The sequence below is a fragment of the Anatilimnocola floriformis genome (assembly GCF_024256385.1).
GTDB classification, from domain to species: Bacteria; Planctomycetota; Planctomycetia; order Pirellulales; family Pirellulaceae; genus Anatilimnocola; species Anatilimnocola floriformis.
In genome coordinates this window covers 578,860-603,147 of the sequence record NZ_JAMLFW010000001.1, presented here as the reverse complement: position 1 = coordinate 603,147, position 24,288 = coordinate 578,860, and the positions used below count along the sequence as shown (strand labels likewise).

Sequence of the window (24,288 nt, the reverse complement as noted above, 5' to 3'; positions counted from 1 at the left end):
CTTAGTGCTGAAGTACTTTCAGCCGCAGCACAAAGTGCGGATGCTCGCCTGCGTAACTCTGCCGTGCGCGCTGAATCGCTTGATAACCGGCCGTGCGCGTCATCAACCAGCCGGTGCTGACTAGAGCCGCAGCAACACTGCTGCTGATCCACACACTCTGCCGCGTGCCGAAGAACAAACAACCGACGAAGATCAGCAGCGCGACGATTCCCAGTGACGCAAACCAGGTTTGCAGCCACCACCAGCGCTGCGCACTCTCGCCGGCTTGTTCGCACAGCCAATCTTCGTAAATGTGATCGGCATACTGAGCGGAAAATAGCTCGGCGGAATAGTTGCCAGCGGGAATAACTACTTCGTTCGCCTTTCGCCGCGAGAGTATTGCGAGTGATTCGATGTCGCGCGATAAATACTCGATGCCGCCGAACCAAGTTGGTCCGGCGACATTTAGATCCTCGCACTTCCACTCCAGCGTGCACAACTGCTCGAGTTCGGCGGGAATACTCTCGTCGATGAACAGCCCCAACGTGTAGTCACCATCGAGATCCCACGGATACAACTCCGCTCCGCAAGGATCGAGACTGATCAACAGAAGCCTCTTCTCGGCTTGCAGCTGTTCGCAGAGTTCATGTGGCTCGTCATGCCAGCGCTCGTTAAAATCCGCCGGCAGTTGCTCAGGCCAGAAAAGAACCAAGCTACCGCTGGCAGTGTAACCGTTTGCCGAGAGTCGCATCACTTTCCTTATGCGTTACGCCAGAATGCCGCGGACGACTTTGCCGGCGACGTCGGTCAGCCGAAAATCGCGACCAGCATAACGATAGGTCAGCCGTTCGTGATCGAGGCCGAGCAAGTGTAACAGCGTCGCGTGCAGATCGTGCACGTGCACTTTGTTCTCGGCTGCGTAGTAACCGAACTCATCCGTCGCGCCGTACTTCATGCCGCCGCGCACACCACCGCCAGCGAGCCACATCGTGAAGCCCTCGGGATTGTGATCGCGTCCGTCCTTTCCTTGCGCGGTTGGCGTGCGACCGAACTCGCCGCCCCAGAGGACCAGCGTGTCTTCGAGCAAGCCGCGCTGCTTGAGATCGGCCAGGAGCGCGGCAATCGGCTGATCGACTTCCTTGGCGTTCTTCGTATGACCTTTGACGAGATCGCCATGCTGATCCCACTGCACCATGCTGTCGCTGTGCGTCACCTGCACGAACCTTACGCCCCGTTCGACGAACCGCCGGGCCAGCAAACACTGCCGGCCGAAGTTCTCCGTCATCGGTTCGTTCACGCCATAAGCCGCGAGCGTGGCAGCCGATTCATCGGCGAGACTTTCGACCTCGGGAAAAACCTGCTGCATACGGAAAGCGAGTTCGAAGGAATCGATACGACTCTCGAGCGCCTGCTCAGGGCCGGTCGTCTGCAAATGCTCGCGATTCATTTCCGCGAGCAGGTCGAGCTCTTGTCGTTGCTGCGTGCGATTCATTTTTTCGTTGGTGAGGTACCGCACGCGAGCCTGCGTGACTGGAATGCTCGCATTGCCGATCGGCGTGCCGGCGTACGTCGCAGGCAAGAACGATGAACTCCAATTTTTCACGCCGCCATGGGCCAGGGTAGGACAGATTGTGATGAAGCCCGGCAGATCTTGATTCTCGGTGCCGAGGCCATAGTTCACCCACGAACCAAGGCTCGGCCTGCTGAACGAATCGCTGCCGGTGTGGATCTTCAACAGCGCGCCGCCATGAGCTGCGTTCGAGCCATGCAGCGAATTGATGATGCACAGATCGTCAACGTGCTTCGCCACATGCGGAAAGAGCTCACTCACCTCGATGCCGCTCTGGCCGTGCTTCTGAAACTTCCACGGCGACTTCAGCAGGTTTCCCGTCGGCGCGAACTGCACCCGTGGTTTGGCGAACGGCAATTCCTTGCCGTCCATCTCTTGAAGTTTCGGTTTGTAATCGAAGGTGTCGACCTGCGACGGGCCGCCTTTCATGAAGACGAAAATGATTCGCTTGGCGCGCGGTTGGTGATGCGGAACTTTCGGCGCGAGAGGATTGGCTGCGGTGACTTTTTGTTCTGCGCCGAGGAGGGCCTGAAGAGCGAGATAACCGAAACCGGCGCCTGCACTCTTTAGCAGAGCACGGCGTGAGCCGTGTGAGTTCCCTCGCCCCGCTTCGGGGAGAGGGTTAGGGTGAGGGGTTGGAGTGGTTTGGATCTGGCTATTCATGAGCGTCTTTCCCGCTTCGACCCCTCACCCCAGCCCTCTCCCCGAAGCGGGGCGAGGGAGCTCACGTTTGCTAACGCAAACGCTTACTTCAAATAAATAAACTCATTCGCCGAAAACAACACGTGACCGAACGAGGACCACGCTTCGGCTTCGCTCTTTCCAGCCGTTCGCTGCTTCTCGACATAGGCCATCGCTCGCTCGACTTCCGTCGCGTTTGGCGAGCGGCCGAATGTTCGCAGATACAACTGTTCGACGCGAGTTGAAGGCGACGCCGTTTCGGCAATCACACTTTCCGCGAGTCCCTTGCTCGCGGCCAGCACCAAATCGCTATTGAGCATGAACAGTGCTTGCGGCGCGACAACGGTCGTCGCGCGGTTGCCATCGAGCACGGTGGCATCGGTTGCGTCGAAGAGCTGAAAAACGTCGTAGAGGTTGTTGCGAATCACTGGCAGGTAGAGTGAGCGTTTCTTGCTGTCGTATTTCGTGCCGTCCTTCGAAGTGTGGTCGAAGAGGAACTCGCGGTTGCCGACGTGCAGCAGCGAGGTGCCGGGCGTGCGATCGAGCAGGCCACTGCTTGTGAGGAGCGCGTCGCGAATTTCCTCGGCTTCGAGTCGCCGCAGCGGCATCCGCCAGTAGAGGCGGTTCTCAGGATCGGCGGCGAAACCTTTCGCGTCGAACGCGCTACTCTGCTGATACGTCTGCGAGAGCATGATCAGCCGATGCATTTTCTTCAGTGACCAGCCGCTATCCATAAACCGCGCGGCGAGCCAATCGAGCAATTCGGGATGACTCGGCCGTTCGCCAAGCTTGCCGAAGTTGTCCGTTGTGCTCACCAGGCCCTGGCCGAAGTGCCAGCGCCAGATGCGGTTGACCATGACTCGCGCAGTGAGGGGATGATCGCGGCGCACGAGCCAATTCGCCAGTTCCAAGCGACCGCTGCGATCGGCGGGAAGCTTGGGTTGTTCGGTGGAAACAAGCACGACCGGAAAGCCGCGCTGGGCGACTTCGCCGAGTGCTAGATGACTGCCGCGGATGTGCACCGGCACGTCGGTGACTTTCCCGTCGCTCACGCCCATCGCCGTGGGAATGACTGGCACGCTGGCCGTGAGTCGCGCAAGTTCTTCGCGACGTACTTTCAGTTCGGTCTGCACTTCAGGACTGAGCTGCGTTTCAAAATCTTTGGGCAGTTCGGCTGGCTTTAGTTTGGCTGCCAGCTCATCCTTCGATTTTTTCAGCAATGCATCGAGGGCCGCTTTTTGTTCGGCGACGAGCTTGTCGAGAGCCACTTTGCGTTGCACTTCGGCGGCGGGGGCCAGCGGATTTTCCCACCACTTGGCAATCGTGGTGAAAGTCTCCATCGTCCGCGTGCTTTTGAAGATGCCTACCATCGCGTAGTAATCTTCCGCGCGGATCGGATCGAACTTGTGATCGTGGCAACGAGCACAGCCAAACGTCAAGCCGAGGATCGAGCGACCGACCGTGTCGAGTTGCTCGTCGAGGATGTCCATTTCCATCTTGGTCTTATCGACCTCGGCGAGCACCTTCGGGCCGAGCGAAAGAAAGCCCGTCGCGATGAGCCGGTCGTTGCGCATTGCCGTGTCATCGGTCGGTGGCAACAGATCGCCGGCGAGTTGCTCGACGAGAAATTGATCGTAGGGCTTGTCGGCATTGAGCGAACGCACAACATAATCACGATACCGCCAGGCATTGCCGTGCGCGACGTTTTCATCGACACCGTTCGAATCGGCGTACCGCGCCACATCGAGCCAATGCCGTCCCCAGCGTTCGCCGTAATGCGGCGAATCGAGTAAGCGATCAACTACGGCAGCGAACGCGGTCGGAGATTCATCTTGGAGAAAGGTTGCAATCTCGGCAGGTGTCGGCGGTAATCCCGTGAGATCAAACGTCGCACGTCGAAGCAGCGTCAACTTATCAACAGCCGCAGCAGGACGAATGTCTTTCGCTTCCAGTTGCGCAAGAACAAACGAATCAACGCCATTTTTGGCCCAGGCGACATCTTTCACCGCCGGAGTTGGATGATCGACGATCGGTTGAAACGACCAGAACTTTTTTCCCTCGGCGAGATCAAACTTCTCGACGACGGCTGGCCCACCGGCTTGGCGATCAGGGTGCGGCGCACCCATTTTCACCCAGGCTGTCAGATCGGCAATTTCGCGCTCGCCGAGCTTTTTGTCTGGCGGCATTTGCAGATCGGGAACCTGATAGCCAACCGCAGCGATCAGTAGGCTCTTCTCTGGTTTGCCGGCGATGATGAGCGCACCGGCTTTTCCGCCGCGATTGATCCCCTCGAGCGAATCGACCCGCAGTTTGTTTTCCTGCAGGTCCGGGCCGTGGCATTCGTAGCAATGCTTGACGAGGATCGGGCGGATTTTGGATTCGAAGAAGCGATTGCCTTCTTGGTCGTCCGCTCGGAGGCTGTTCACAAAGTAGAGGCAGAGCGCAACCGTGGCGCAGAATCGTGAAACGCAAGCGACATTCTGCATTCTGCGTTCTACGTTCCGCATTTCCTCACTCCCGTTCACTCGCTGGAATATGGATCGCCGTCAGGGCACAGCAGTCCCACACTTTCCCACTAACTCGCGAAGCGTTCCAGCAAATGAAAACCTGGCTGCCATCAGGAGTGACGGACACAGCGTAAGTCCCTTGCACCGCACAGCCGTACTTCTTTTCGTAGAACGGATGGAGGAAGGCGATCACCTTGCGCTCGCCGGTCTTCGTGTTGTATTGCAGCAGTGGTGAGCCATCGCGGTAACCACCACCGTGTGCACCAGGCGAATAATAGAGGTATTTTCCAGTGGCATCGGCGGAGAGGGCGGCAACATAGCGTTCACCACCGATCGCGAGTTGGCCGAGCTCTTTGACCTTCTCGGTCTTCACGTCGAACTCATACAGCTCGGTGCCGCTCGCATTGCCTTGCGCTGTGTAGATCTTGCCGTCCTTCGTTTCGTCCGTCGAAGTGCGAATGCCGATTTCGCCTTCGATCTTTTCTGGTGCTTTGCCGGTCGCCGGATCGAACCGCATCAGCGGCGAGTTGCCGTTGCCGGGAACGTAATAGACTTTGCCGGTCGATTTTGAAACCATCATCGCGCGGGCCGGACCATCGGGGCCGGAGTAGATCATCTTGTGATTGGCCAGATCGTAGGCCCAGAACTGAATGCCGCTGGTGTCTTTGTTGCTCCCCGTGGCTGAGCCGCCGTACAGTATCAGCCGATCGGGATCGAGATGAGCGCACGGCAGGCAGTGCTTCGGCACCGGCGCGGCTTGCACGATTTGCTGCTCGGCCGTGGCGGGATTAGTGCGGACGATCCAGTCGCCTTTATAGTGATACTCGTCGGTCGTGATCGTCGTCGACCCGCGGTGCGTGGTGCAATACAGCCAGCCGTCCTTGCCAACACCGAGCCGGCTGTGGAACTTGCCCGGCGCGTAATGCCCCTCGGGCATGTTCAGCAGCTTTTTGGAATTGAGAATCGTCCGGATCTTTTTGGTTTCCGGATCGTATTCAAAAACGTACGCACAACCTTGCGGCGCGAGATGGTCGCCGATGGCGCAGTAATACTTGCCGTTCGCAACGACGCTTTCACCCCAGTTCGACCACGGATTGCCGCGGTAGGTCTGTTCGGGAAAGAACATGAAATCGACCGTTGGCGGCGTCTTCGCGATCTTCACTCCGGCCGGCAATTCTTTCGTCGCTATCAAAAAATCGGGCGAGGTGTCGGTGACCATCGTTTCGCCGCCGGGCAGCTTCGGCGGGTATTCGAGCTCAACTTTGGGCGCGGCTTTCTTTGCTTCCGCTTGTTTTTTCGCCTTCGGAGCATCTTCCTGCGACCAGGCAGGAGCGGCAAGAAACATCAATGCCAATGCACAACAACCAACGGACCAGCAACGAGCAAGGTGGGACATCGAAATCCTCCAGGCTGGATAGAGAGGCGGGAGCTCCACTGCGGCATACCGCGGCGAAGACGGGTTTAGTCTAGCAGTGCCGATTACGGAAAGCGACAAAAGGGAGGGGAGCGGGAAGGGAGGTTCGGGATGCGGGATGCGGGATGCGGGAGGAGAGACGAGAGAAGAAGCGAGATGCGAGCGAATACCTTTTCAAATGTCTGCCTTTCTCTCTTTCTCCCGCCTCTCGCCTCTCGCCTCCCGCCTCGCATCCCGCATCCCTCCCCCGCGTTAGCGCTTGTGAATCCGCACCTCCGAAGGTAAGATTGAAACCAGCCCAGGGATTTGCGGCCGCTTGCAGCCTTCATCTGCTAAACAGCCACCTCCAGACGCATCTCTTTTCCTGCTGCTGCTTCGGCGGTTGAGCGCGTCTGGGAGTAAACGCCTGACTGGTTTTGGTCGGCGGCTTCTGCGATGGCATTCTGCCCGCGTTCGCTCATTCCACCTTCCTTTTTGTCTGGTGAGAGCTCGCATGTCTGCATCGAATGGCAAGTCGCCGCCGTCCTCAAAGCCCACGGAACCCGGTTTCAGCACGCTGTCGATTCACGCCGGTGAAGATCGGCAAAAAATCGCTCACTCGCTGACCGATCCGATCGTCTGCTCGGCGACGTACACCTTCAGCAGCACGCAAGCGGTGATCGACTTCATTCAAGAGAAGCAGCCGCGCGAAGAGTATGGCCGTTACGGCAACCCGGGCGAACGCGTGGTCGAGCGCAAGCTCGCCGCGCTCGACGCCGGTGAAGATGCCGTGCTGTTTGCCAGCGGCATGGCCGCGTTTGTCGGCTTGCTGATGGCCAAGCTCAGCGCCGGCGACGAAGTGATTTTCTTCGACGAGTGTTATCACCGCAGCCGCGAGTTCTGCACAAAGCACATGAGCCGCTTCGGCGTCACGACAAAGCAAGTGAAGACCGGCGATTACGAGGCGATGGCCGCTGCCATCACGCCGAAGACGAAAATGCTGATCAGCGAATCGCCGACGAATCCGCACTTGTCGGTCGTCGACATGGAACGGTTCGGCGCCCTCGGCAAAAAGCACGGTGTCGAGACGCTCATCGATGCGACGCTGGCCACGCCTTACAACTGCCGGCCTTTGAGCTACGGCATCGACTATGTGCTGCACAGCGCGACGAAATATCTCGGCGGTCACAACGATCTGCTGGCCGGCGTGATCACCGGCTCGAAGGAGCAACTTGAAGCAGTTCGCAAGCTCCGCGGCATCATGGGGGCGATCAACTCGCCGCACAATATTTATCTGCTCGAGCGCGGCCTGAAGACGTTCGAACTTCGCATGGCCCGCCACAATGCGAACGGCCAGGCCGTGGCTGAGTTCCTCGCCAATCATCCTCGCGTCAGCAAGGTTTATTTCCCCGGCCTGGAAACGCATCCGTACTACTCAGTGGCCAAGCAGCAAATGCGCGGCTTTGGCGGGCTGATCACGTTCCTAGTGAAAGACGCCGATTGGAAGGCGACAGCGAAGGTCGTTGACGGCGCGAAGATCGCTCGCATCGCGCCGAGCCTCGGCGGCGTCGAGTCGCTCATCGAACAGCCGATGGTGATGAGCTATTTCGAATACAAACCCGAAGACCGTGCCCGCTTCGGCATTCACGACAACATGATCCGCCTGGCCTGTGGTTTGGAAGACACGGCGGATCTGATCGAAGATCTGCGGCAGGCGCTCGAGGGGTAGTTTTCATATCGAGAACAGCCATGAGAATTCGTCGAGGATTTGTATTTTTGGAATTGCTGATCGCACTCGCAATCCTCGCCTTGATCGTCGGCGCCATCTTTTGCACGTTCTGGCACTTCGTTGTAAGTCCGCTCAGCCTTTGGATATGGTTGGGCGGCCTCTTTGGCCCATTCGGCGTCTTGTTTGTCTTATTTTTCGCACTCAATCTCTTGGCTGATATCGCATCTCGGCGAGGGAAATGAAGGGCTGCGTGTGCCGCTATTGATTAATCCCCAACTTGCTCCACGCAGCCGGCAACGGCGCGACGAACGTCAGCGACTCTTGCTTCGTCGGGTGCGCAATCGTCAACTGTCGCGAGTGCAGTGCAATACCGTGGTCAAACCACTGCTCGCTGCCATATTTGCGATCGCCGAGGATTGGTGAACCGACGGTGGAAAGCTGCAAACGGATCTGATGCTTTCGGCCAGTGAGCAGTTCCACTTCCAATAGCTCGCCGCGTTTCACCTTTTGCAACGGCCGATAAATCAGGCGTGCTTCCTGTGCGCCCGTTGCGCGCGGTGCTGTGACCACCATTCGCTGATGGCGTTCATCCTTCAGCATCCAATGTACTAATTCTTGCGTCCCGCCTCGTGGTAACTTCTCGACGACTGCCCAATAGATTTTGGCCGTTTCGCGCTCGCGGAATTGCTCTGACAACCGCGCCGCGGCTTTACTTGTGCGGGCGAAGACCAACACGCCGCTGACGAGCCGATCGATGCGACTGACGACTCCCAGGTAGACGTTGCCGGGCTTTTGGTACTTCTCTTTGAGGTACTCTTTGGCCAGCTTGGCGACGCTTTCTTCGTCGTCGGTCACACCCATCGTGGCGATGCCGGCGGGCTTGTTGACGACGAGCAGGTGGTTGTCTTCGTAGAGGATGGGGAGTTGCATGCGTCAATCATAGGGAGGCGGGATGCGGGATGCGAGGTGCGGGAAATGCGAGTTAAGCATTCGCATTCGCCGCATCCCTCACCCCGCACCTCGCATCCCTCCTCAGCTACAATAGAGCAAAGGCAACTCCACAGCCCGCGATCACTCTCCATGAAACGTCCGTCTCGCATCACCGTTCCGCAGCTCGTGGCCCTCAAGCAAGCGGGAGAAAAAATCTCCATGCTGACTGCGTACGACTATCCCACGGCGGCGCTCGTCGACGCGGCAGGGATCGAAGCCGTCCTCATTGGCGACAGCATGGCCATGGTCGTGCAGGGGCACGAGACGACGCTGCCGGTGACGTTCGAGCAGATCAAATACCACGCCGAAATGGTCGGCCGGGCTGTGCAACACGCGCTGGTCATCGTCGATCTGCCGTTTCCCACGAATCATCTCGGCGTGCATCGCGTCATCGAGCTCGCCGGGCAATTGCTGAAGGAAGCCCGTGTGCAGGCCGTCAAACTTGAGGGGGGCGCCGACCAGGCTCCAGTCATTGCCGGACTGGTTTCGGCTGGCATTCCTGTGATGGCTCATATTGGGCTGCGGCCGCAAAATGTCCATCAGATGGGCGGCTACAAAGTGCAGCGCGATGCCGAAAAGCTGCTCGCTGATTCGCTCGCGGCGCAAAATGCCGGCGCGTTTGGCATTGTCCTCGAATGCATTCCCGCCGAGTTGGCGACTCGCATTACCAAGGAACTGACGATTCCCACGATCGGCATCGGGGCCGGCGCGGGTTGCGACGGCCAGGTGCTGGTGCTGCACGATCTGCTTGGCCTGACGAACGGCTTCGTGCCGAAGTTCGTCAAGCAATACGCCGATCTGTCGACGGTCATTTCGTCAGCCGTCGAGAACTATAAAACCGAAGTCCGCAGCGGCAAGTTCCCGGGACCGGAACAGCAGTTCCGGTAATCAATCCCTGCTCGTTACAACTCATGCTTCTTCGGCGGCAAATCGCGAGTGCATTTGCCGCACACCGTCGCAGCGGCAGGTATTTCAGACTGACAAAAGGGGCATATTTGCATCGACTCCGCGGCCAGCGAAATGAACAAAAAGAATGGCCCAAAGATGATTGCATGAGGGATCGAGAAACACCCCATGCCAATCGCTCGAGCAGGTTTGTGGGAGTTCTTCGACAGCAAATTCAGCCACCCGATCACGCCCAGGCCGCTCCACAATAAGATGGCAAGCACAAGGAGCGGCGGGAAATCGTTGAAGTGCATTTACTTTCCTCTGACCACGAATTGTTTCCGTAATATTCGCTGGCGAGTAAGAAAGCTTGTCGCAAATCGAATTTTGGCTGGAACAAGCAGTTTCAGACTGATTACCGGGCTTCTTCTTCCGCAAATGGATCGGCGATGTCCGCCGGCGGCGGCGCTTCGAGCGGTATCGGGTTCGCAACGTGCGAGTTGTAAGAAACGCGACTGTCGCGCTGCATCTCTTCCTGCTTTACCGTTCCATGTTGGATCGCAGGCTGCTCAAGATCTCCGTCTTCGCCACGCACGACGAGTCGTTGCGTGCTGATCTGCACAACGAGAACACGTTGACCGGGTTCGATGGGCGTCCCTTCGCTGATGGCGTCGTAGTTCTTGCCTTCAATCTGCACGATGCCCCCCGGCAACATCAGGCTCTTGGCGGTGCCGCGCTTGCCGACGAGATCGCGCAGGCCGCGATAACTGGGCGTTTCCGGCAACAGTTCGTCGGCATGGCTGGGTGGTTCATTCAGAATCATCTTGCCGAGCGAAGTGCTGGGCCATAGCTGAATGGCGGCAAACAAAAACGCCGGCACGCTGATCAGCACTCCCAGCAACATCGCAGCACCCGTCGTCGTGCCGCTCATAAACCCGAGCACGATCGCGGCGATCAGCGACAGCGCGCAGAGCGCTCCCAGCATGCCGCTCGAGGGAACGAAAAACTCCAGCACGAGGCAAACCAGCCCAAAGACCAGCAGAATCAAAGCCCAGGTGAAATAGTCCATGCGAGTATTTTAGCAAAGATCACCGCCGGCCAATGGCACACTAACGGCTGACCTTTCCCTTGGCGACGACCTGATTGAACAGCGCGACGTCGAACTGCGTCAGCGTGATCGGAATCGGAAAGCACAGGGTCACGGTCTGTGACTCTTGTTGCAATCCTTCTGCCTCGAATCGAAACGAGTGGTCGTAATCGAGCCCCCCCGACGACTCTTTGCCGAGACAAGCAGCCAGACCGCCCCGGCCGAATAGCAGGCAGAATTGATCGACCTCGAGATAGTCGTAAGGATCGGGACTGGCGTCGAATTCCTTCCGTGGCTTGGCTCGCTGCAATTCCAGTTTCACGGCCAGGATCGCGCCATCACGGTTGACGAATTTGATTTGTTCTTCGGTATTCCCAAAGTTGTCCCCTTTGGTTAACGCGTCGAGCGGTTTGGCGCTGACAAATTTCACTTTCACGTTCTGCCAGGGTTCGTACCGAGCCGCAGGCGGAATCGCGACCTTCACCGTTTCCTTGCCAACCTTCGCTTCCAGTTCCTTGGCATCGGCGTCGACCAGAAACAAACGATGTACCCGATGCTGCGTTATTGGTTTTTCTTTCCAATCGTAACTGCGATATGCCGACAGGAGCGGCGAGGTGTCTTCGTAATCATTCAGGAGAAACCCGACGATGGTTTCGCGTTTGCCTATCGGCTTGGTAGTTCCCTGGTTGGCTTTTGCGCTCAACTGTTTGCTGTTGAGCTCCACAGATTCGGTCTTGGCGTCCCAGCGAATGGTGTAAAGCAACGAGAGTTCGCAAAGCACCTTGCCAGCCGGCGCGGTATACGACTGCTTGATGAAACGACTGCCGCCGCGCACCGGAGCGAACATGGGAATTTCAGAGTAGGTGGCGCACTGCGAGTCCTTCAGCGCGACCTCGGCCGCCGACAAGCGACCACCGATGGCGAGCAGCGTGCAGATGATATACAGAGTCAGCTTGTTCATGGTTGTACCTCTGCGGTGCATTTTCCGACGGGATGTCCCATATAGTTCAGCTCAAACGCCGTGACGTTCGCCGGCACGGCGAAGTAGAGCGTGGTGGTTTGCGGTTCATTCTTCGCCGTAAATTTAGGCCCCGAAACGTCAAAGATTCCTTGCTTATCGGTGTTGCCCAGGCAGATCGCTCGGCCTCCTTTGGCGAACGAGAGAAAGAAGCGATTGATTTCCAGGCCGCTATTATTTTTGACGAAGGCGTCGTAACCCACGGTCTGCACTTGAGCGCGCACTTGCACCGCTAAGACGCTGCCACCTGGATTGGTCAGCGTAGAACTTAGCTTGACGAGTTGATCGGGATACTCGTGTACTTTCAGCGGCACTGAAGCATGACGTTCGGTCTGCAGCACTTCGATTTTGCAACTGCTCGTTGGATCGAACGGTTGCGGCGGCTTATCGAGCTTCAGCTTGTGCGATTTGCCCGCAAGTTTGAAATCGATCTCTTTCGTGCCGGGCTCCAGCAAGTAGAGCGGATGCCTGCAATAGATCGTCGTCTTGAATTCTTGTGTGTTATAAATCCGCAGCCCCGTCATATCCCAATCTTGTATTTTTTGAATCTTCAAGCCGCCAAACTCATCTAGCGTGCCGATTCCAATGGCGCGTTCAATTCCGATTTCCTTCCTGGGAACCTCGTATTGGTTGTCCTTGCCCCAGGTAATCGACAGTTGATAGCTCACGCCGCAGAGGAGCTTTCCTTTCGGGGGTTGGTAGACCACCATCACCCCTGCGGGCGATTCGTGGGTCCACTCGTGCAGCGTGGCGATCTCGCTATAAAGCGCCGCCGAAAGATTCTTCACTTCCACTTCGAGCGCAGGAAGTGTGGCAACCGACGCCAGCCACACGGCAAGCGCGTAAAGGCACAGTTTCATAAGTATTCTGCTGACAGAAGGTGCAGGCGAACTCAAGGCGCGACGTAATTCTAATGAGAGTTGCCTTGGCCTGACAACATTTTTAACGGACAGGCGGCTTAAACTTCACGCACCAGCACGCGGCTGCCGAGGACTTCGACGACCACCACGCTGGCCCCTTTTTCGATCATTTCGCCCGCGCTGACCACGCCAACCATTTCATCGCCGAAGAGAGCCTTGCCGGAAGGGAAGAGGGCGGTGGTGGTCACACCGCGCTTGCCGGAGAGATGGGCCCATTGCACTAGCTGTTCGCGCACTTGCCGATGCTCGAGTTCTTCGCCCCCTGGCGGTTGCAGAATCATTTTGTTGAAGTACGGCGTTTCGGGCAAATAGCGGCGCACCAAACCAACGGCGACAAACGCGCCGGTCAAACCAACAATAAACACCGTCAGCGAAACCGGCATCTGCTGCAGCTGATAAGTGTTCGTCGGCAACACAAACGTCTGACTGGCGAGAATGATCGACGACACAATCATCAAGCCGCCGCCCAGGCCGAACACCATCGTTCCCGGCGCAACGAAGATTTCGATCAGCACGCAAATGATGCCGACGACGAACAGGCAGATTTCTAAACCTGTCGCCGTACCGTGCAAAAATTGCGACCAGAAGAAGAGGACGAAGCAGAGGAGCGCGACAAACCCCGGCACGCCGACGCCGGGTGAAGAAAATTCGATCATCAGGGCAAACATCGCCACAAACAGCAACATCGCTGACAGACGCGGATCGGCGAGCCATTCGATGGCTTGCAGAGCCCAATTCGAGCGGACCCTTTTGATCTCGCCGTCGAGATGATAGAGGCTTTTGAGTTCTTCTTCGCTGTTGATCACATGGGTGGCCAGGCCGATTTCGTGAGCGGTTTTGGCATCGAACCCGTCAGCCGTCGGCAGCATGTTGGCGCCGCGCAGCCAATCTTCTTTCTCGGGCAAGTTGCTCCATTCGTCGGTGGACAAGTACAGAAAGTCGTTCGAGCCGGCACGCTGATAGGGCCAGAGTTGCGTATTCGAATCGACAAGCGCGAGCGGCAGCGACCAAGTGCGTTGACGCAGCATGGCGATTTGCTCAAGTGGACCGCGGAGGTTTTCGCGGTCGCGATCACGAATGTTTCGCGCATCGCCCTGGCCGCCAATGCGGGCGTTTTCCCACATCACTAAGTCGTCGCAAGCCCAGGCGATGATGCCGGCGTCGGCGCGGGCTTCGCGACGAATAATGCCGACGGTTCGAATATCCTTGCCGAAGTCGGCAATGGCTTGCGCGAGTCGGACGCTTTCGTTGACATTGCCGCCGGCGCTATTGATCTCGATGCAGAGCAGATTGAAATCTCCCTGCTTGCGATGATCGTTTACAACGCGGCGAATCCAGTTCACCTTTTGTTGATTCACCGGGCCGTCGATCTCAACGCGGATCGGCTTCCAACCTTGGTCGGGAACGAGCGGCGCGCGAAGCGAAGCTGGCGAAACATTGAGCGCCGCGGCCAGGCTCGGCTTGTCTTCGGCTAAGTGCGTGGCGAAACCGTACTGCCGCATCCGGTTGCCGTCGAGAAAGTGTTTTTCACCGCCGCGGAAGAGCGTATCTTCGCGATTGGCGAGCCCATCGGCCCGCAGCTTCGCCACACCTTCTGCCGTTTCGTATCGCACGCCGTCCGGCGTGGTGACGCGAGTGATTTCGAGATCGTCGTCGAGCATGCCGAGAGCGACGGCTGGCGGAATGGTCAGCCGGCGCGTGGCAAACTCGCGGTAAGCGCCGCGCATCGTTTCGTCGAGCAGCTTTTCATCGACTCCCGCGGCGCCGAGCTCCGCATCTTTCGACATCACAATCTGCTCGCAGGCGAGCACCGGCAGCACGGCGTGCCCCTTCACCGAATGGGGCAAGTACGCGACTGTTTTGACCGTGGCGAGATCCTCGCCGACCAGGTAGCGTGCCAGCGAATGGGCTCGGCTGAAGTCGCTCCCTTCGCCGGCCGATTCGGCTTCGGGGCGAAATTCCAAAATCAGCGTCGGTCGCTTGGCATCGGCAGGGAGGCGTTTGACCGCGCGAGAAATCTGCCCCTGCACCAGCTGATCGACATTGCCGGTCAACGGCAGCGGCACTTGAATGACGACAACGGTCGCGGCCTTCTCTTCTTTCGCCTGTTCCTTGGGCTCCCCTTTTGCCTTCGCGACAGCTTTGTCGACGTTGGGGTCAGCAGGCCGTTCGTCTTTGGCCTTTTTCTTCGGAGGGAGCGGCGGAATCGCCGGGTGATCGAAAGCAATCGCTGCCGGCGACATCACCGACACGAGCGCGTAGACCGCGACCAACGCCAGGCTCCAGAGAGTCCAGCGAGAGACAGCCGGCCGATTCAGTTGAGCGATCTGTGGCATAACTCCTCGCACCACCGTGGGTCTGGCGAATGCGACCGACCATTCGGTTAGCTTGATTATAGGCTGCCGGCCCCACGCGGTCAGCCGTTGCGGTCGGCAATCGTGTATTCGCTCGCTTGCTGGCAGAATTGGCGAAGGCGGCGATGCAATCGCCGGGCCGACCAATGGCTCCTCCCACGAATGGCGGACTAAGATAGGAGAACGAGGCGCAAAATGAATGGTTCAGGGCGAGTACTGATGCTATTGGCAGCAACGCTGCTCGCTGGCTGCGCACCAACGCCGCCAGTCAGCCCGACCGCGCCCGTAAAACCAGTCGACACTACGCCGATCGTCGCCCCGCCGTCGCCTCCCGTCACGGAAGATCTCAAGTGGGAACGCCTCGACATCGGCATGGAGCCCGATTCGGTCTTTCAGCCGTGGATGCTGACGACGTCGATCAAAGTGCTCGAAGGAAAGCCCGTCCGCATCAAAGGCTGGATGAACGGCGCGGTCTTTCAGCGGAGCAACATCCGCCAGTTCCACCTGATGCGAGAAAAAGAATGCCCCTTCGGCCCCGGCGGCCAAGCCCATCATGCCATCGAAGTGGAACTGCAAGGCAAACTGCGAACAGACTTCACGACCGACGAAATCACCGTGGAAGGCATCTTCCGCGTCGCACCGGTTAAAGGTGAGAACGGTAACACGCTGTCGGTCTATCGGATTGAAGGGACGGCGGTGAAGTGAGCATTCGCTTGTTCTCTAGTCGCCGCTACCATTCACGCCAGCGACGGGATGGTGAGGCGCCTCGCCCTCCCGAAATCAGCGCCAGCGTGAGCGCTCGGCAGGCAGCATCCTGTCCTGCTCCCCTCGCCCCGCTTCGGGGAGAGGGGCTGGGGGTGAGGGGTGAACCGAAGCGAGAGTCTGCTAATGAGCACGCACTATGGATTGCCGACCAGTTCGCCAGAAAATTGAGTCAAACTCGCGCATTATCCCCTCACCCCCGACCCCTCTCCCCGAAACGGGGCGAGGGGAGAGAGAAAAGGCCGATAACAGCGTCACGACATTTTCTGACCTAAGTTGCCACCACATCGCATTTAATTGACGACTGCTCTTTCTCACTTAGGTTGATGTTTTTGAAAATGACAGTCGTCGCTGCGCGACCGGTGCGCGCTGAGTGCAGCCGACCGATGTCGAATGGAACACTGCCGCGGAAACAATTGATTCGCATGCGAATCATATGCGGTGGTTATAAAAAGGTTATAAACCCGCCCCGGTTTCAACTCCTGATTTTGCCGCAAGTCGTTGGCATACAAGATATTTCAGGATTCGCAAGAAACTTGATAACCTGTTATATATTCCATCGCGCGAATTCAAGACTGCTACGGTGACGAAGAGCATGCGATTTCGATTCAAATCACCGCTCCGTTCGCTGCCGGTCTCTGGTCAAACTGCTATCACTGCAGTGCATCTTTTCTGGGAATGCGGCAAACTCGACTCAAGTTTCCGAGTTTTCCTCTTTCCATTTGACCGTTTTCCAGGGTAAGTTTTGAAAATCTTACAAGGACTCGCCTGCCAGCGAAGGGTTGAAACTCGCGACGAAAATGCAGGAAAGCGTTCTCTCGCAAGTCTTTAGCTCACAGCCTGGTAAGTTCGCGTAATTTTGCTGAAGGAACTGGCCCCGCGGTTGCTTAGTAACCACGAGGCTCAACCTGGGTTGTCGCACGATGCGGCAACCTCCGACCAGGCAGCACCGAATGGATGGAGTCGCCCGCACTCGACTTCGCCCCGGTGATGTCACAACCTTGGAAGGATCCAAGAGCATGGAAGCTCGCCCCCTCAAGCTCACCCTCGTCTCGATCCAACGCAGCGTCGCCAACGTCCTGGCGATTCTTTCGCTCGTCCTGTTGCCCGCCGTGGCCTCGGCAGCCAGCGCTCGCTCGCAAAACTTCATCGTGACTGCGGCCAGCAAGGCTCTCGCAGTCGAGATCTGCGAAGCGGCTGAAACCTTCCGCCGCGACCTCGCCATCGAATGGCTGGGCGCCGAACTGCAACCCTGGCAACAGCCCTGCCCGATCGAAGCTCAGGTCAACCCCGGCTTGGGCGCCGGCGGCGTGACGCAGTTCAGCTTCAGCCGGCAAGGGACTCCCTTCGGTTGGTCGATGTCGGTGCAAGGCTCGAAGGAGCGCGTGCTCGACTCGGTGTTGCCGCACGAAATCACGCACACCATCTTTGCCACGCACTTCGGTCGGCCGTTGCCCCGCTGGGCCGATGAAGGAGCTTGCACTACCGTCGAACATGATGTCGAAAAGCGGAAGCAAGACGGTTTCCTCATCGAATTTTTGATGACCGACAAGGGCATCCCGTTCAACAAGATGTTCGCCATGCGGGAATATCCGCCGGAAATGTTGCCGCTGTATGCCCAAGGCTATTCGCTGACTCGTTACCTGATCATGCAGGGTGGCCAGCGGAAGTTTGTGCAGTTCGTCGGCGACGGTATGCAAAGCGAAAACTGGCCCGCCGCCACGCGGAAGTATTACGGCTTTAAGGATCTCTCGGATCTGCAAGTCACCTGGCTGGAATGGGTCCGCATCGGCAGTCCCCGGCTGCAACCGGCCGATAGCGTCAACAATCGCAACGACCGGATGATCGCTGCCAATGCCCAACCGGCGTCGCAGCAGAACGCTCAGCAGATGAACCAAATCGCTCAAGGCCAACCGACGCCTTCGGTGGTTGCCTCGCCCGTGGCCGTTCAGCCGCAGCAATACAATCAGCAACAACAACCGCCGGTTCAGCACGTAAATCCGCAGACGCCACGCAATCCGGCCCATGCCTATGTAGCCACGAATGCCCACACGCCGGCCATGCGGAAGCCGTCACACATGCAGAACCTCGAAGCCGTTTCGCCGCCGCGGCCTGAGTTTGCCACCGGCAGCCAAGTCGAAGCTCGTCCGACCAACAACCTAGCCCGTCCTTATTCGGAAGGCTGGTATGCGAAGCAGCGTGATGTGTCGCAACGCCCTGCCGTTGCTGAGGCTCCGCTGGCGGCTCCGATTAATAGCCCGTCACAATCCGACCTGGTACCGGTGCAGAGCGCTGTTGGATCGGCTAACCTACCGGGTACGGCCGAAAACGGAACGGCTGCCGCGGCGCCGCTGAATCGCCGCGTCCTGCTCGAGTGGTCGCGCCCCGTCGATCAACCTTGGAATCCCCAAGCCGACGGCGCCGTGGCTCAAAGCGGGGCCCGTATGAATGATCCAACAACGCATCGCGAGCTCGCTGCCGATTCCGGCGGCAATGTGTTGCGTTAAGCGAGCGAGTGACTCGCAGAATTGCAGTGTGCTAGGATGCCCAGCGCCAACAACGCCGCCGCTCGTCGGATTCAGTTCAACCGCTTCGCGCTTCGAATCGCAGTGGCAGTTCTCGGGCTCCTTACGCTCGCGCTCTTCTCCTCCGTCGTTGTTTCACTGATCGCTCAAGAACCCAGCCGCGATCAGCCGAAGCAGGCCCAGCCGATCGACCTCAAGGCGATCAAGCCCGATCTGATCGCGCCGGCGATGAAAGAAGCCACCCCCGCGCCCGGTCTGCGGGTGAAACAGCAGTTGCCCACGCAGCGCGACACGGGCATCTACCACGCTCTTTATCTGCCGAAGAACTGGTCGAAGGATCGCAGCTGGCCGGTGATCGTCGAGTATCCGGGCAACGGCCCGTACTCAAATAACCTCGGCGATACCAACAGCGGCCTCGTCGAAGACTGCAATCTGGCCTACGGCGTTTCCGGCGGCGAAGACTTTATTTGCCTGACGCTCCCCTTCGTGAACGCCGCGAAAAAAGAGAACCAACGGCAATGGTGGGGCGATCCGCAAGCGACCGTCGACTACTGCCTGGCCGCAGTTGAACTCATCTGCCACGAATATGGCGGCGATGCACAGCGGTTGGTACTCGCCGGTTTTTCCCGCGGCGCGATTGCCTGCAACTACATCGGCTTACGGAACGACAAGATCGCCAAACTCTGGAAGTGCTTCATCGTCCACAGCCATTACGACGGCGTCCGCCGCTGGCCCTATGACGACAGCGATGCGGCCTCCGCCCGCGAACGCCTCGCCCGCCTCAACGGCCGAGCGCAATGGATTTCGCACGAAGGAACGATTGCCGCGACCGAACAATTTCTAAAGGACTCGCAGCCGGCCAACTCGCAGCCTCTTGGCAAATTCACCTTCCAGGCCCTGCCGTTTCCGAACCACACCGATACGTGGCTGCTGCGCGATATCGCACCCCGGACCGAACTCCGGCGGTGGTTGCGGGAACAACTGGCTGGCTAGTCCGCCATTCGCTTGATCTTGACCCGATTTCTAGTCCTGATAAGATGGGCGATTCGTTTTAAGCCGTCCTCATGGTGAGGGTGGCAAGTGTTTTTCCCAAGCTGTTTGCTATTCAAGACTTAGATCTTGAGTGCAGGGCGAAGGCAAACTGCAATTCGCAGCATTTTTGTTGCGGTACGCAGCGCCTGTGGCCATCGGCCATGTCCCACGGCAGCAATAAGGAGCAGGTTTGTGAGTGATACTCTGGTTCAGGAATTGATCGAAGCAGGCGTGCATTTTGGTCACCGGGCTAGCCGGTGGAACCCCAAGATGGGCGACTATATCTATGCCAAGAAGAATGGCATTCACATTATCGACATCCGCCAAACGATCCGCGGTTTGTTGCGGGCCAAGAAGTACCTGGCCCAAGTTGCCGCTCAAGGCTCGCTGATTCTCTTCGTCGGCACCAAGCGTCAAGCCGGTCCCGCCGTGGAACGCGAATCGCTCCGCTGCCACATGCCGTTCGTCAGCGAACGCTGGCTCGGTGGCTGCCTCACCAATTTCCGCACGGTTCGCAGCCGTCTTACTCGCCTCGAGCAGGTCGAAAAGATCCGCGCTGGCGAAGAACTGGCCACCTACAGCAAGAAGATGCAATCGTCGCTGGCCCGCGAATATCGCAAGATGTATCGCAACCTGAACGGTATCCGCACGCTCAACCGCATGCCGGAATGCCTCGTGGTCGTCGACCCGAACAAGGAAAAGAACTGCATCAAGGAAGCCCGCTCGCTGGGTATCACCACCGTCTCGCTGATCGATACCGATTGCGATCCAGACGTGGTCGATTTGCCGATTCCTGGCAACGACGACGGTATCCGCAGCGTCGAGCTCATCATGCGTCACTTGGCCGAAGCCATCCTCATCGGCTCGCAAGCTGCCGCCGCTGCGAAGGGCAAGGACAAGGATTCGTCGCCCCGTCAGCAGCAAAACGAAGCAGCCGCCGCTGCCGCTGCTAAAGATGGGAATGCCTAGGTTACCCGCTAGCGCATTAATCGCTTGCGTTTCGCGAGATTGAGAGTGAACGCAATTCATTAAGCTCCCTCGCCCCGTTTCGGGGAGAGGGCCTGGGGAGGGGCCGAAGTTGTTAAGACTCGGCGATCACGAACCTCTCCCCTCCAAAGATTGTCTAAACTAAATATCAGGGTGCTTCCTCGCTTCCTGCCCCTCACCCTAACCCTCTCCCCTGAGTACAGAGGCGAGGGAACCAATACAAAACACCTCATCGACGTTTCTGGAGAATACCCATGGCAGAAATCACCGCCTCGCTGGTCCGCGAATTGCGCGACGAAACCGGCCTTCCCATGATGGATTGTAAAAAAGCCCTCACCGAATCGGGCGGCGACAAGGAAAAGGCCAAGGAAACGCTGCGGCAGAACGGCATCAAGATCAACGCCATCCGCAGCGATCGCGAAACCGCCTTCGGCCGTTTCGGCACTTACCATGGCGTGGGTAAAGAAGCCGGCGCAGTCGTCGAGCTGAAGTGCGAAAGCGCTCCAGTCGCCGGCAGCCCCGAATTCATCCAACTCGCCAATGACATGGCCCAGCAACTCGCGACCGGCCCCGGCGCCAAGACCGCCGATGAGCTGCTCGATCAACCTTGCCCGAGCAAGCCCGGCAAGAAGCTCCGCGATGTGAAGGACGACATGTTCAACCGGATCCGCGAAGTCTTCAACGTCGGCCGCATGCTCAAGTTCGAAGGCGGCACGGGCGCTTACAGCCACAACAGCGGCACCGTTTCGGGCGTGCTGTTGCAGGTTGAGGGCGGTACCGACGAAGCGGCCAAGGATGTCGCCATGCACGTCGCTGCCATGCGTCCTCTGGCCCTGAAGAAAGAAGACATCGATCAGAAGCTGGTCGACAAAGAACGCGAAATCCTCAAGGAAGCCGCCCTCAAGGAAGGCAAGCCTGCCAACATCGTCGACAAGATGGTCGAAGGCCGGCTGCGTAACTTCTACGCCGAGAAGGCCCTGCTCGAACAACCGTTCGTGAAGGAACCGAGCCTGACCGTCGCTAAGTTCGCCGACGATGCCAAGATGAAGATCAAGAACTTCGTCCACTGGGAACTGGGCCGCGAGTAAACGCTGCCAATCAAAACGCTCCCGCCTCTGCGGCGGGAGCGAATGGCTTTGGCACATCTGCAGGCAGCGAAATGAATACCGCCGAGCCTCCAATCTCTGTGCAGCCGCCGAAATTCACCGGCGAATCGCCATTCGCCGGCCATGACAATGGCCGAATCGTTCTCTGGCAGCGTGGGCTGCTCTTCTTCACCGGGTTGACCTTGATCACCCTGCTCGTGATCGCGGCTAGCTTGCATCCGAGTCCCAACGGCCTCGGCACACATCAGCAATTGGGCCTGCCGCCCTGCTCATCGATTACCCTCTTTGGCATCCGTTGCCCTGCCTGCGGCATGACCACTTCCTGGTCGCATCTGATGCACGGCCACGTCCTGCAATCAGCACACGCCAATAGCGGCGGCATGTTGCTCGCCCTTTACTCGCTCGCCGCGGGCCCTTGGATGATCGCCTCGGCTGCACTCGGTCGCTGGTGGCCGGGCAAAATTGATCTCGCGTGGCTGGTCGGCTTCGCGGGCCTGTTGCTCACCGTCACGATCGCGCAATGGCTGTGGCGAGTGCTGCTGTAGACGCCCGCGAACGCTACGGAATCACTCGCACTACGCGAAACCCGGTGAAGTTGTAACGATAACCGGGCTTCAGTGCGTTCCGATCAGCCGAGCGCACAAAGCGGTTGCGATTCGTGAATGCACCGCCGCGAACGATGTGTACGTCGCCGGTCTTCGGCCCCGGCGGATCATCTGCCGGCGAATCTTTGTAGTAATCGGCTGCATACCAATCGCTGCACCATTCCCACGCATTGCCATGCATATCATGCAGGCCCCAGGGGTTCGGCTTGAGGCTGCCCACCGGCGCCGAGAACGCATGACCATCGTCCCACTCAATGCTCCAGGTGGCGTTTTTATATTTGCTTAGGAACGACGCGTCGCAAATGTTCGCAAAACCCTTCAGCGAGCCTTCGGTTTCACCGCAGGAGTAGCGCGTGGTCGTCTCCGCACGGCAGGCATATTCCCACTGGGCTTCGGTCGGCAATGTGTACGTGACCTTTTCTTTTTCGCTCAACCATTTGCAAAACGCCATCGCATCATCCCAGCTGAGATTCACCACGGGATGCTCATCCGTGCCGAAGCCCGTGTTCTGCCAGTTGAATTTCGGCAGGATCTCAATCGCATCGAGCGCAGGTTCAAAACCAAAGCCCGGTTTCATCTCTTTTTCGAGGGTCGTCTTGTAGCCGGTCGCTTCGACGAACTTGCGAAACTGCCCAACGGTCACTTCGTGCTGCCCGAGCAGAAACGGCTTGGTGATGCGGACCTTCCGCTGCGTTTCGATCTCAGTGTGCCCCTCTTCGCTGGCAGGCGAACCCATCTGAAACTCGCCGGCGGGAATCTTCACCAGCTTCATGCCGAGCGTGTTTTCCACGATTTCCGGCTTGGCGCTCGGTTGCTGCGAGTTGGCAAGCGAGCCCTGAATTCCGCAAATTGCCGCGAAAATCGCCGTCAGCAGAAACCTTCTCATCGGTTGGCTCGTCATCAAATGGCTGAGTTGTCGGAGGCTGCGAAACCGCAGTTTGGTTACTGGAATTCCGCCCTGCCGTGAACCACAATAAAACCTTCTCATCTTCCTCAGGAATGTACACCATGTTGACCGCAACTTCATGCCGCTCCCTCGGCGTCAAACTGGCGGGCCTGGCTTTGTTTGCCTTGTGCCTCGTCGGTTCTTTGCACGCTCAGGAAGAAGCCATCATCGAAAAGATCCAAGCCGCTATCCCCGGCGAACCAGCCAAGCCGGAAAAAGGGAAGAAGCCCGAGAAGGAAGAGCCCACTGTCGACGTGCCGCGAGTCGCCACCGTTTCGCACGGGCCGCGCTACCTCAAGCTCCACCTCTTCGACGGCAGCGTGCTCACCGGCGATCTGTCGATCGCCGAGATAACCGTCGACACGCAGTTCGGCAAGCTCGTCGTGCCGGTCGACAAGATCCGCAGTTTCTCGCCCGGCCTCGATAGCTTCCCCGAACTCTCGGCCCAGATCGTTGCGAAGATCAAGAGCCTCGGCAGTGACGATTACAAGACGCGCGAAGCCGCCCACAAAGAACTCGCCGCGCTCGGCGTGAAGATCCAACGCGAGCTGGAAAAGTTTGTCGCCGACGACAACGCCGAAATTAAACGGCACGTGGGTGAGATTTTGAAGGAAATGGAAGAAGCCGCCGAAGAACGGGCCGACGACGAAGATCACTCCGTCGAACAGCCTTGGATCCGCCTCGACACCGTGGTTACGTCCGACTTCACCGTGGTTGGCAAGGTTTCGCCCAGTGAGTTCAAAGTGGCGGCCAAGTACGGCGACCTGACCGTCAAGCTGGCCGATGTCCGTCGCGCCGAACGCGAAGTGAGCATGAAGGAGTCGTTCCGCAAGAGCCTGACCGTGGCCGGCGAAAACCTGGCCCAGCGCAGCTTCAAGAGCACGGGCATCCGCGTGCAAGCCGGCGACCGCATCACCTTCAAAGCCGAGGGCAGCATCGTGATGTCGCCTTGGGGTAGCAACGCGAGCAGCGGCCCAGATGGCGCGCCGAACTACGGCTGGTATGTGCCGAATCAAATCGCCGGCGGTGCCCTGGTCGCCCGCATCGGCGAGAAGGGACAGATCTTCAAGGTCGGTAAAACGTCGACCATGGTCGCCAAATCGTCGGGCGTCATCCAACTCGCCATCGGCATGCAGGGCGACTACGCCGGCGACGGCTACCAGTTCCCGGGCGAGTATCGGGTGAAATTGAAGATCGATCCGAAGTAGGTAG

21 protein-coding genes are annotated in these 24,288 nt (G+C 58.4%); 10 read left to right on the top strand and 11 right to left on the bottom strand.

Annotated elements, in window-relative coordinates; translation table 11 throughout:
• Nucleotide 1: 1 nt before the first annotated feature.
• From M9Q49_RS02390 to M9Q49_RS35325, 5 genes are all read right to left on the bottom strand, one after another.
• Entirely contained in the window at nt 2-730 is a 729-nt protein-coding gene (locus M9Q49_RS02390; RefSeq protein WP_254507048.1) for a hypothetical protein, read from the bottom strand.
• 15 nt (nt 731-745) lie between these two features.
• The gene (locus tag M9Q49_RS02385; RefSeq protein WP_254507047.1) at nt 746-2,212 is read right to left on the bottom strand and encodes a DUF1501 domain-containing protein; all 1,467 of its coding nucleotides are present in this window, start codon (nt 2,210-2,212) and stop codon (nt 746-748) included.
• Between the two features lie 83 nt (nt 2,213-2,295).
• Complete coding sequence (locus M9Q49_RS02380) at nt 2,296-4,737, bottom strand: PSD1 and planctomycete cytochrome C domain-containing protein (RefSeq protein ID WP_254507046.1); 2,442 nt, start codon at nt 4,735-4,737, stop codon at nt 2,296-2,298.
• Nucleotides 4,738-4,741: 4 nt separating this feature from the next.
• Complete coding sequence (locus M9Q49_RS02375; RefSeq protein WP_254507045.1) at nt 4,742-6,133, bottom strand: hypothetical protein; 1,392 nt, start codon at nt 6,131-6,133, stop codon at nt 4,742-4,744.
• A 350-nt stretch (nt 6,134-6,483) separates the two neighbouring features.
• Complete coding sequence (locus tag M9Q49_RS35325) at nt 6,484-6,612, bottom strand: hypothetical protein (protein ID WP_261365016.1); 129 nt, start codon at nt 6,610-6,612, stop codon at nt 6,484-6,486.
• Between the two features lie 32 nt (nt 6,613-6,644).
• Between M9Q49_RS35325 and M9Q49_RS02370 the strand changes: the two genes are divergently transcribed.
• Together M9Q49_RS02370 and M9Q49_RS02365 are read left to right on the top strand one after the other, a co-directional pair.
• Nucleotides 6,645-7,859, top strand: coding sequence for a trans-sulfuration enzyme family protein (locus tag M9Q49_RS02370; RefSeq protein WP_254507044.1), 1,215 nt, complete (start codon nt 6,645-6,647; stop codon nt 7,857-7,859).
• Nucleotides 7,860-7,879: 20 nt separating this feature from the next.
• Entirely contained in the window at nt 7,880-8,101 is a 222-nt protein-coding gene (locus M9Q49_RS02365) for a prepilin-type N-terminal cleavage/methylation domain-containing protein (RefSeq protein WP_254507043.1), read from the top strand.
• A 16-nt stretch (nt 8,102-8,117) separates the two neighbouring features.
• On the opposite strand, the gene M9Q49_RS02360 is transcribed toward M9Q49_RS02365, so the two are convergent.
• Nucleotides 8,118-8,789 carry an RluA family pseudouridine synthase gene (locus tag M9Q49_RS02360; protein ID WP_254507042.1) on the bottom strand — a complete coding sequence of 224 codons (672 nt, stop codon included), beginning with the start codon at nt 8,787-8,789 and terminating at the stop codon, nt 8,118-8,120.
• Nucleotides 8,790-8,939: 150 nt separating this feature from the next.
• Between M9Q49_RS02360 and panB the strand changes: the two genes are divergently transcribed.
• Nucleotides 8,940-9,737: a 3-methyl-2-oxobutanoate hydroxymethyltransferase gene (panB, locus tag M9Q49_RS02355; protein ID WP_254507041.1), complete on the top strand. Its 798-nt coding sequence runs from the start codon at nt 8,940-8,942 to the stop codon at nt 9,735-9,737.
• Nucleotides 9,738-10,149: 412 nt separating this feature from the next.
• Here panB and M9Q49_RS02350 read toward each other — a convergent pair whose 3' ends face one another.
• From M9Q49_RS02350 to M9Q49_RS02335, 4 genes are all read right to left on the bottom strand, one after another.
• Entirely contained in the window at nt 10,150-10,803 is a 654-nt protein-coding gene (locus M9Q49_RS02350) for an NfeD family protein (protein WP_254507040.1), read from the bottom strand.
• A 40-nt stretch (nt 10,804-10,843) separates the two neighbouring features.
• Entirely contained in the window at nt 10,844-11,782 is a 939-nt protein-coding gene (locus M9Q49_RS02345) for a hypothetical protein (RefSeq protein ID WP_254507039.1), read from the bottom strand.
• The gene (locus M9Q49_RS02340; RefSeq protein WP_254507038.1) at nt 11,779-12,699 is read right to left on the bottom strand and encodes a hypothetical protein; all 921 of its coding nucleotides are present in this window, start codon (nt 12,697-12,699) and stop codon (nt 11,779-11,781) included. The genes M9Q49_RS02345 and M9Q49_RS02340 overlap by 4 nt, the downstream gene beginning before the upstream one ends.
• 98 nt (nt 12,700-12,797) lie before the next feature.
• Entirely contained in the window at nt 12,798-15,095 is a 2,298-nt protein-coding gene (locus tag M9Q49_RS02335; protein ID WP_254507037.1) for an NfeD family protein, read from the bottom strand.
• Between the two features lie 213 nt (nt 15,096-15,308).
• On the opposite strand from M9Q49_RS02335, the gene M9Q49_RS02330 reads away from it, so the two are divergent.
• The 6 genes from M9Q49_RS02330 (at nt 15,309) to M9Q49_RS02305 (ending at nt 22,070) form a co-directional block, all read left to right on the top strand.
• Nucleotides 15,309-15,818, top strand: coding sequence for a hypothetical protein (locus M9Q49_RS02330; protein WP_254507036.1), 510 nt, complete (start codon nt 15,309-15,311; stop codon nt 15,816-15,818).
• A 1,076-nt stretch (nt 15,819-16,894) separates the two neighbouring features.
• Nucleotides 16,895-18,382 carry a hypothetical protein gene (locus M9Q49_RS02325; protein WP_254507035.1) on the top strand — a complete coding sequence of 496 codons (1,488 nt, stop codon included), beginning with the start codon at nt 16,895-16,897 and terminating at the stop codon, nt 18,380-18,382.
• A gap of 36 nt (nt 18,383-18,418) precedes the next feature.
• Entirely contained in the window at nt 18,419-19,393 is a 975-nt protein-coding gene (locus tag M9Q49_RS02320; RefSeq protein ID WP_254507034.1) for a hypothetical protein, read from the top strand.
• 231 nt (nt 19,394-19,624) lie between these two features.
• Nucleotides 19,625-20,401, top strand: coding sequence for a 30S ribosomal protein S2 (gene rpsB, locus M9Q49_RS02315; RefSeq protein WP_254507033.1), 777 nt, complete (start codon nt 19,625-19,627; stop codon nt 20,399-20,401).
• A gap of 272 nt (nt 20,402-20,673) precedes the next feature.
• Nucleotides 20,674-21,507, top strand: coding sequence for a translation elongation factor Ts (tsf, locus tag M9Q49_RS02310; RefSeq protein ID WP_254507032.1), 834 nt, complete (start codon nt 20,674-20,676; stop codon nt 21,505-21,507).
• A 71-nt stretch (nt 21,508-21,578) separates the two neighbouring features.
• Entirely contained in the window at nt 21,579-22,070 is a 492-nt protein-coding gene (locus M9Q49_RS02305; RefSeq protein WP_254507031.1) for a DUF2752 domain-containing protein, read from the top strand.
• A 13-nt stretch (nt 22,071-22,083) separates the two neighbouring features.
• Here the strand turns inward: M9Q49_RS02305 and M9Q49_RS02300 are convergent, their stop codons facing one another.
• A complete protein-coding gene (locus M9Q49_RS02300; RefSeq protein WP_254507030.1) occupies nt 22,084-23,016 on the bottom strand; it encodes a formylglycine-generating enzyme family protein in 933 nt (310 codons plus the stop codon).
• A 122-nt stretch (nt 23,017-23,138) separates the two neighbouring features.
• Between M9Q49_RS02300 and M9Q49_RS02295 the strand changes: the two genes are divergently transcribed.
• Nucleotides 23,139-24,284 carry a hypothetical protein gene (locus M9Q49_RS02295; RefSeq protein WP_254507029.1) on the top strand — a complete coding sequence of 382 codons (1,146 nt, stop codon included), beginning with the start codon at nt 23,139-23,141 and terminating at the stop codon, nt 24,282-24,284.
• The last annotated feature ends 4 nt before the right edge of the window (nt 24,285-24,288 follow it).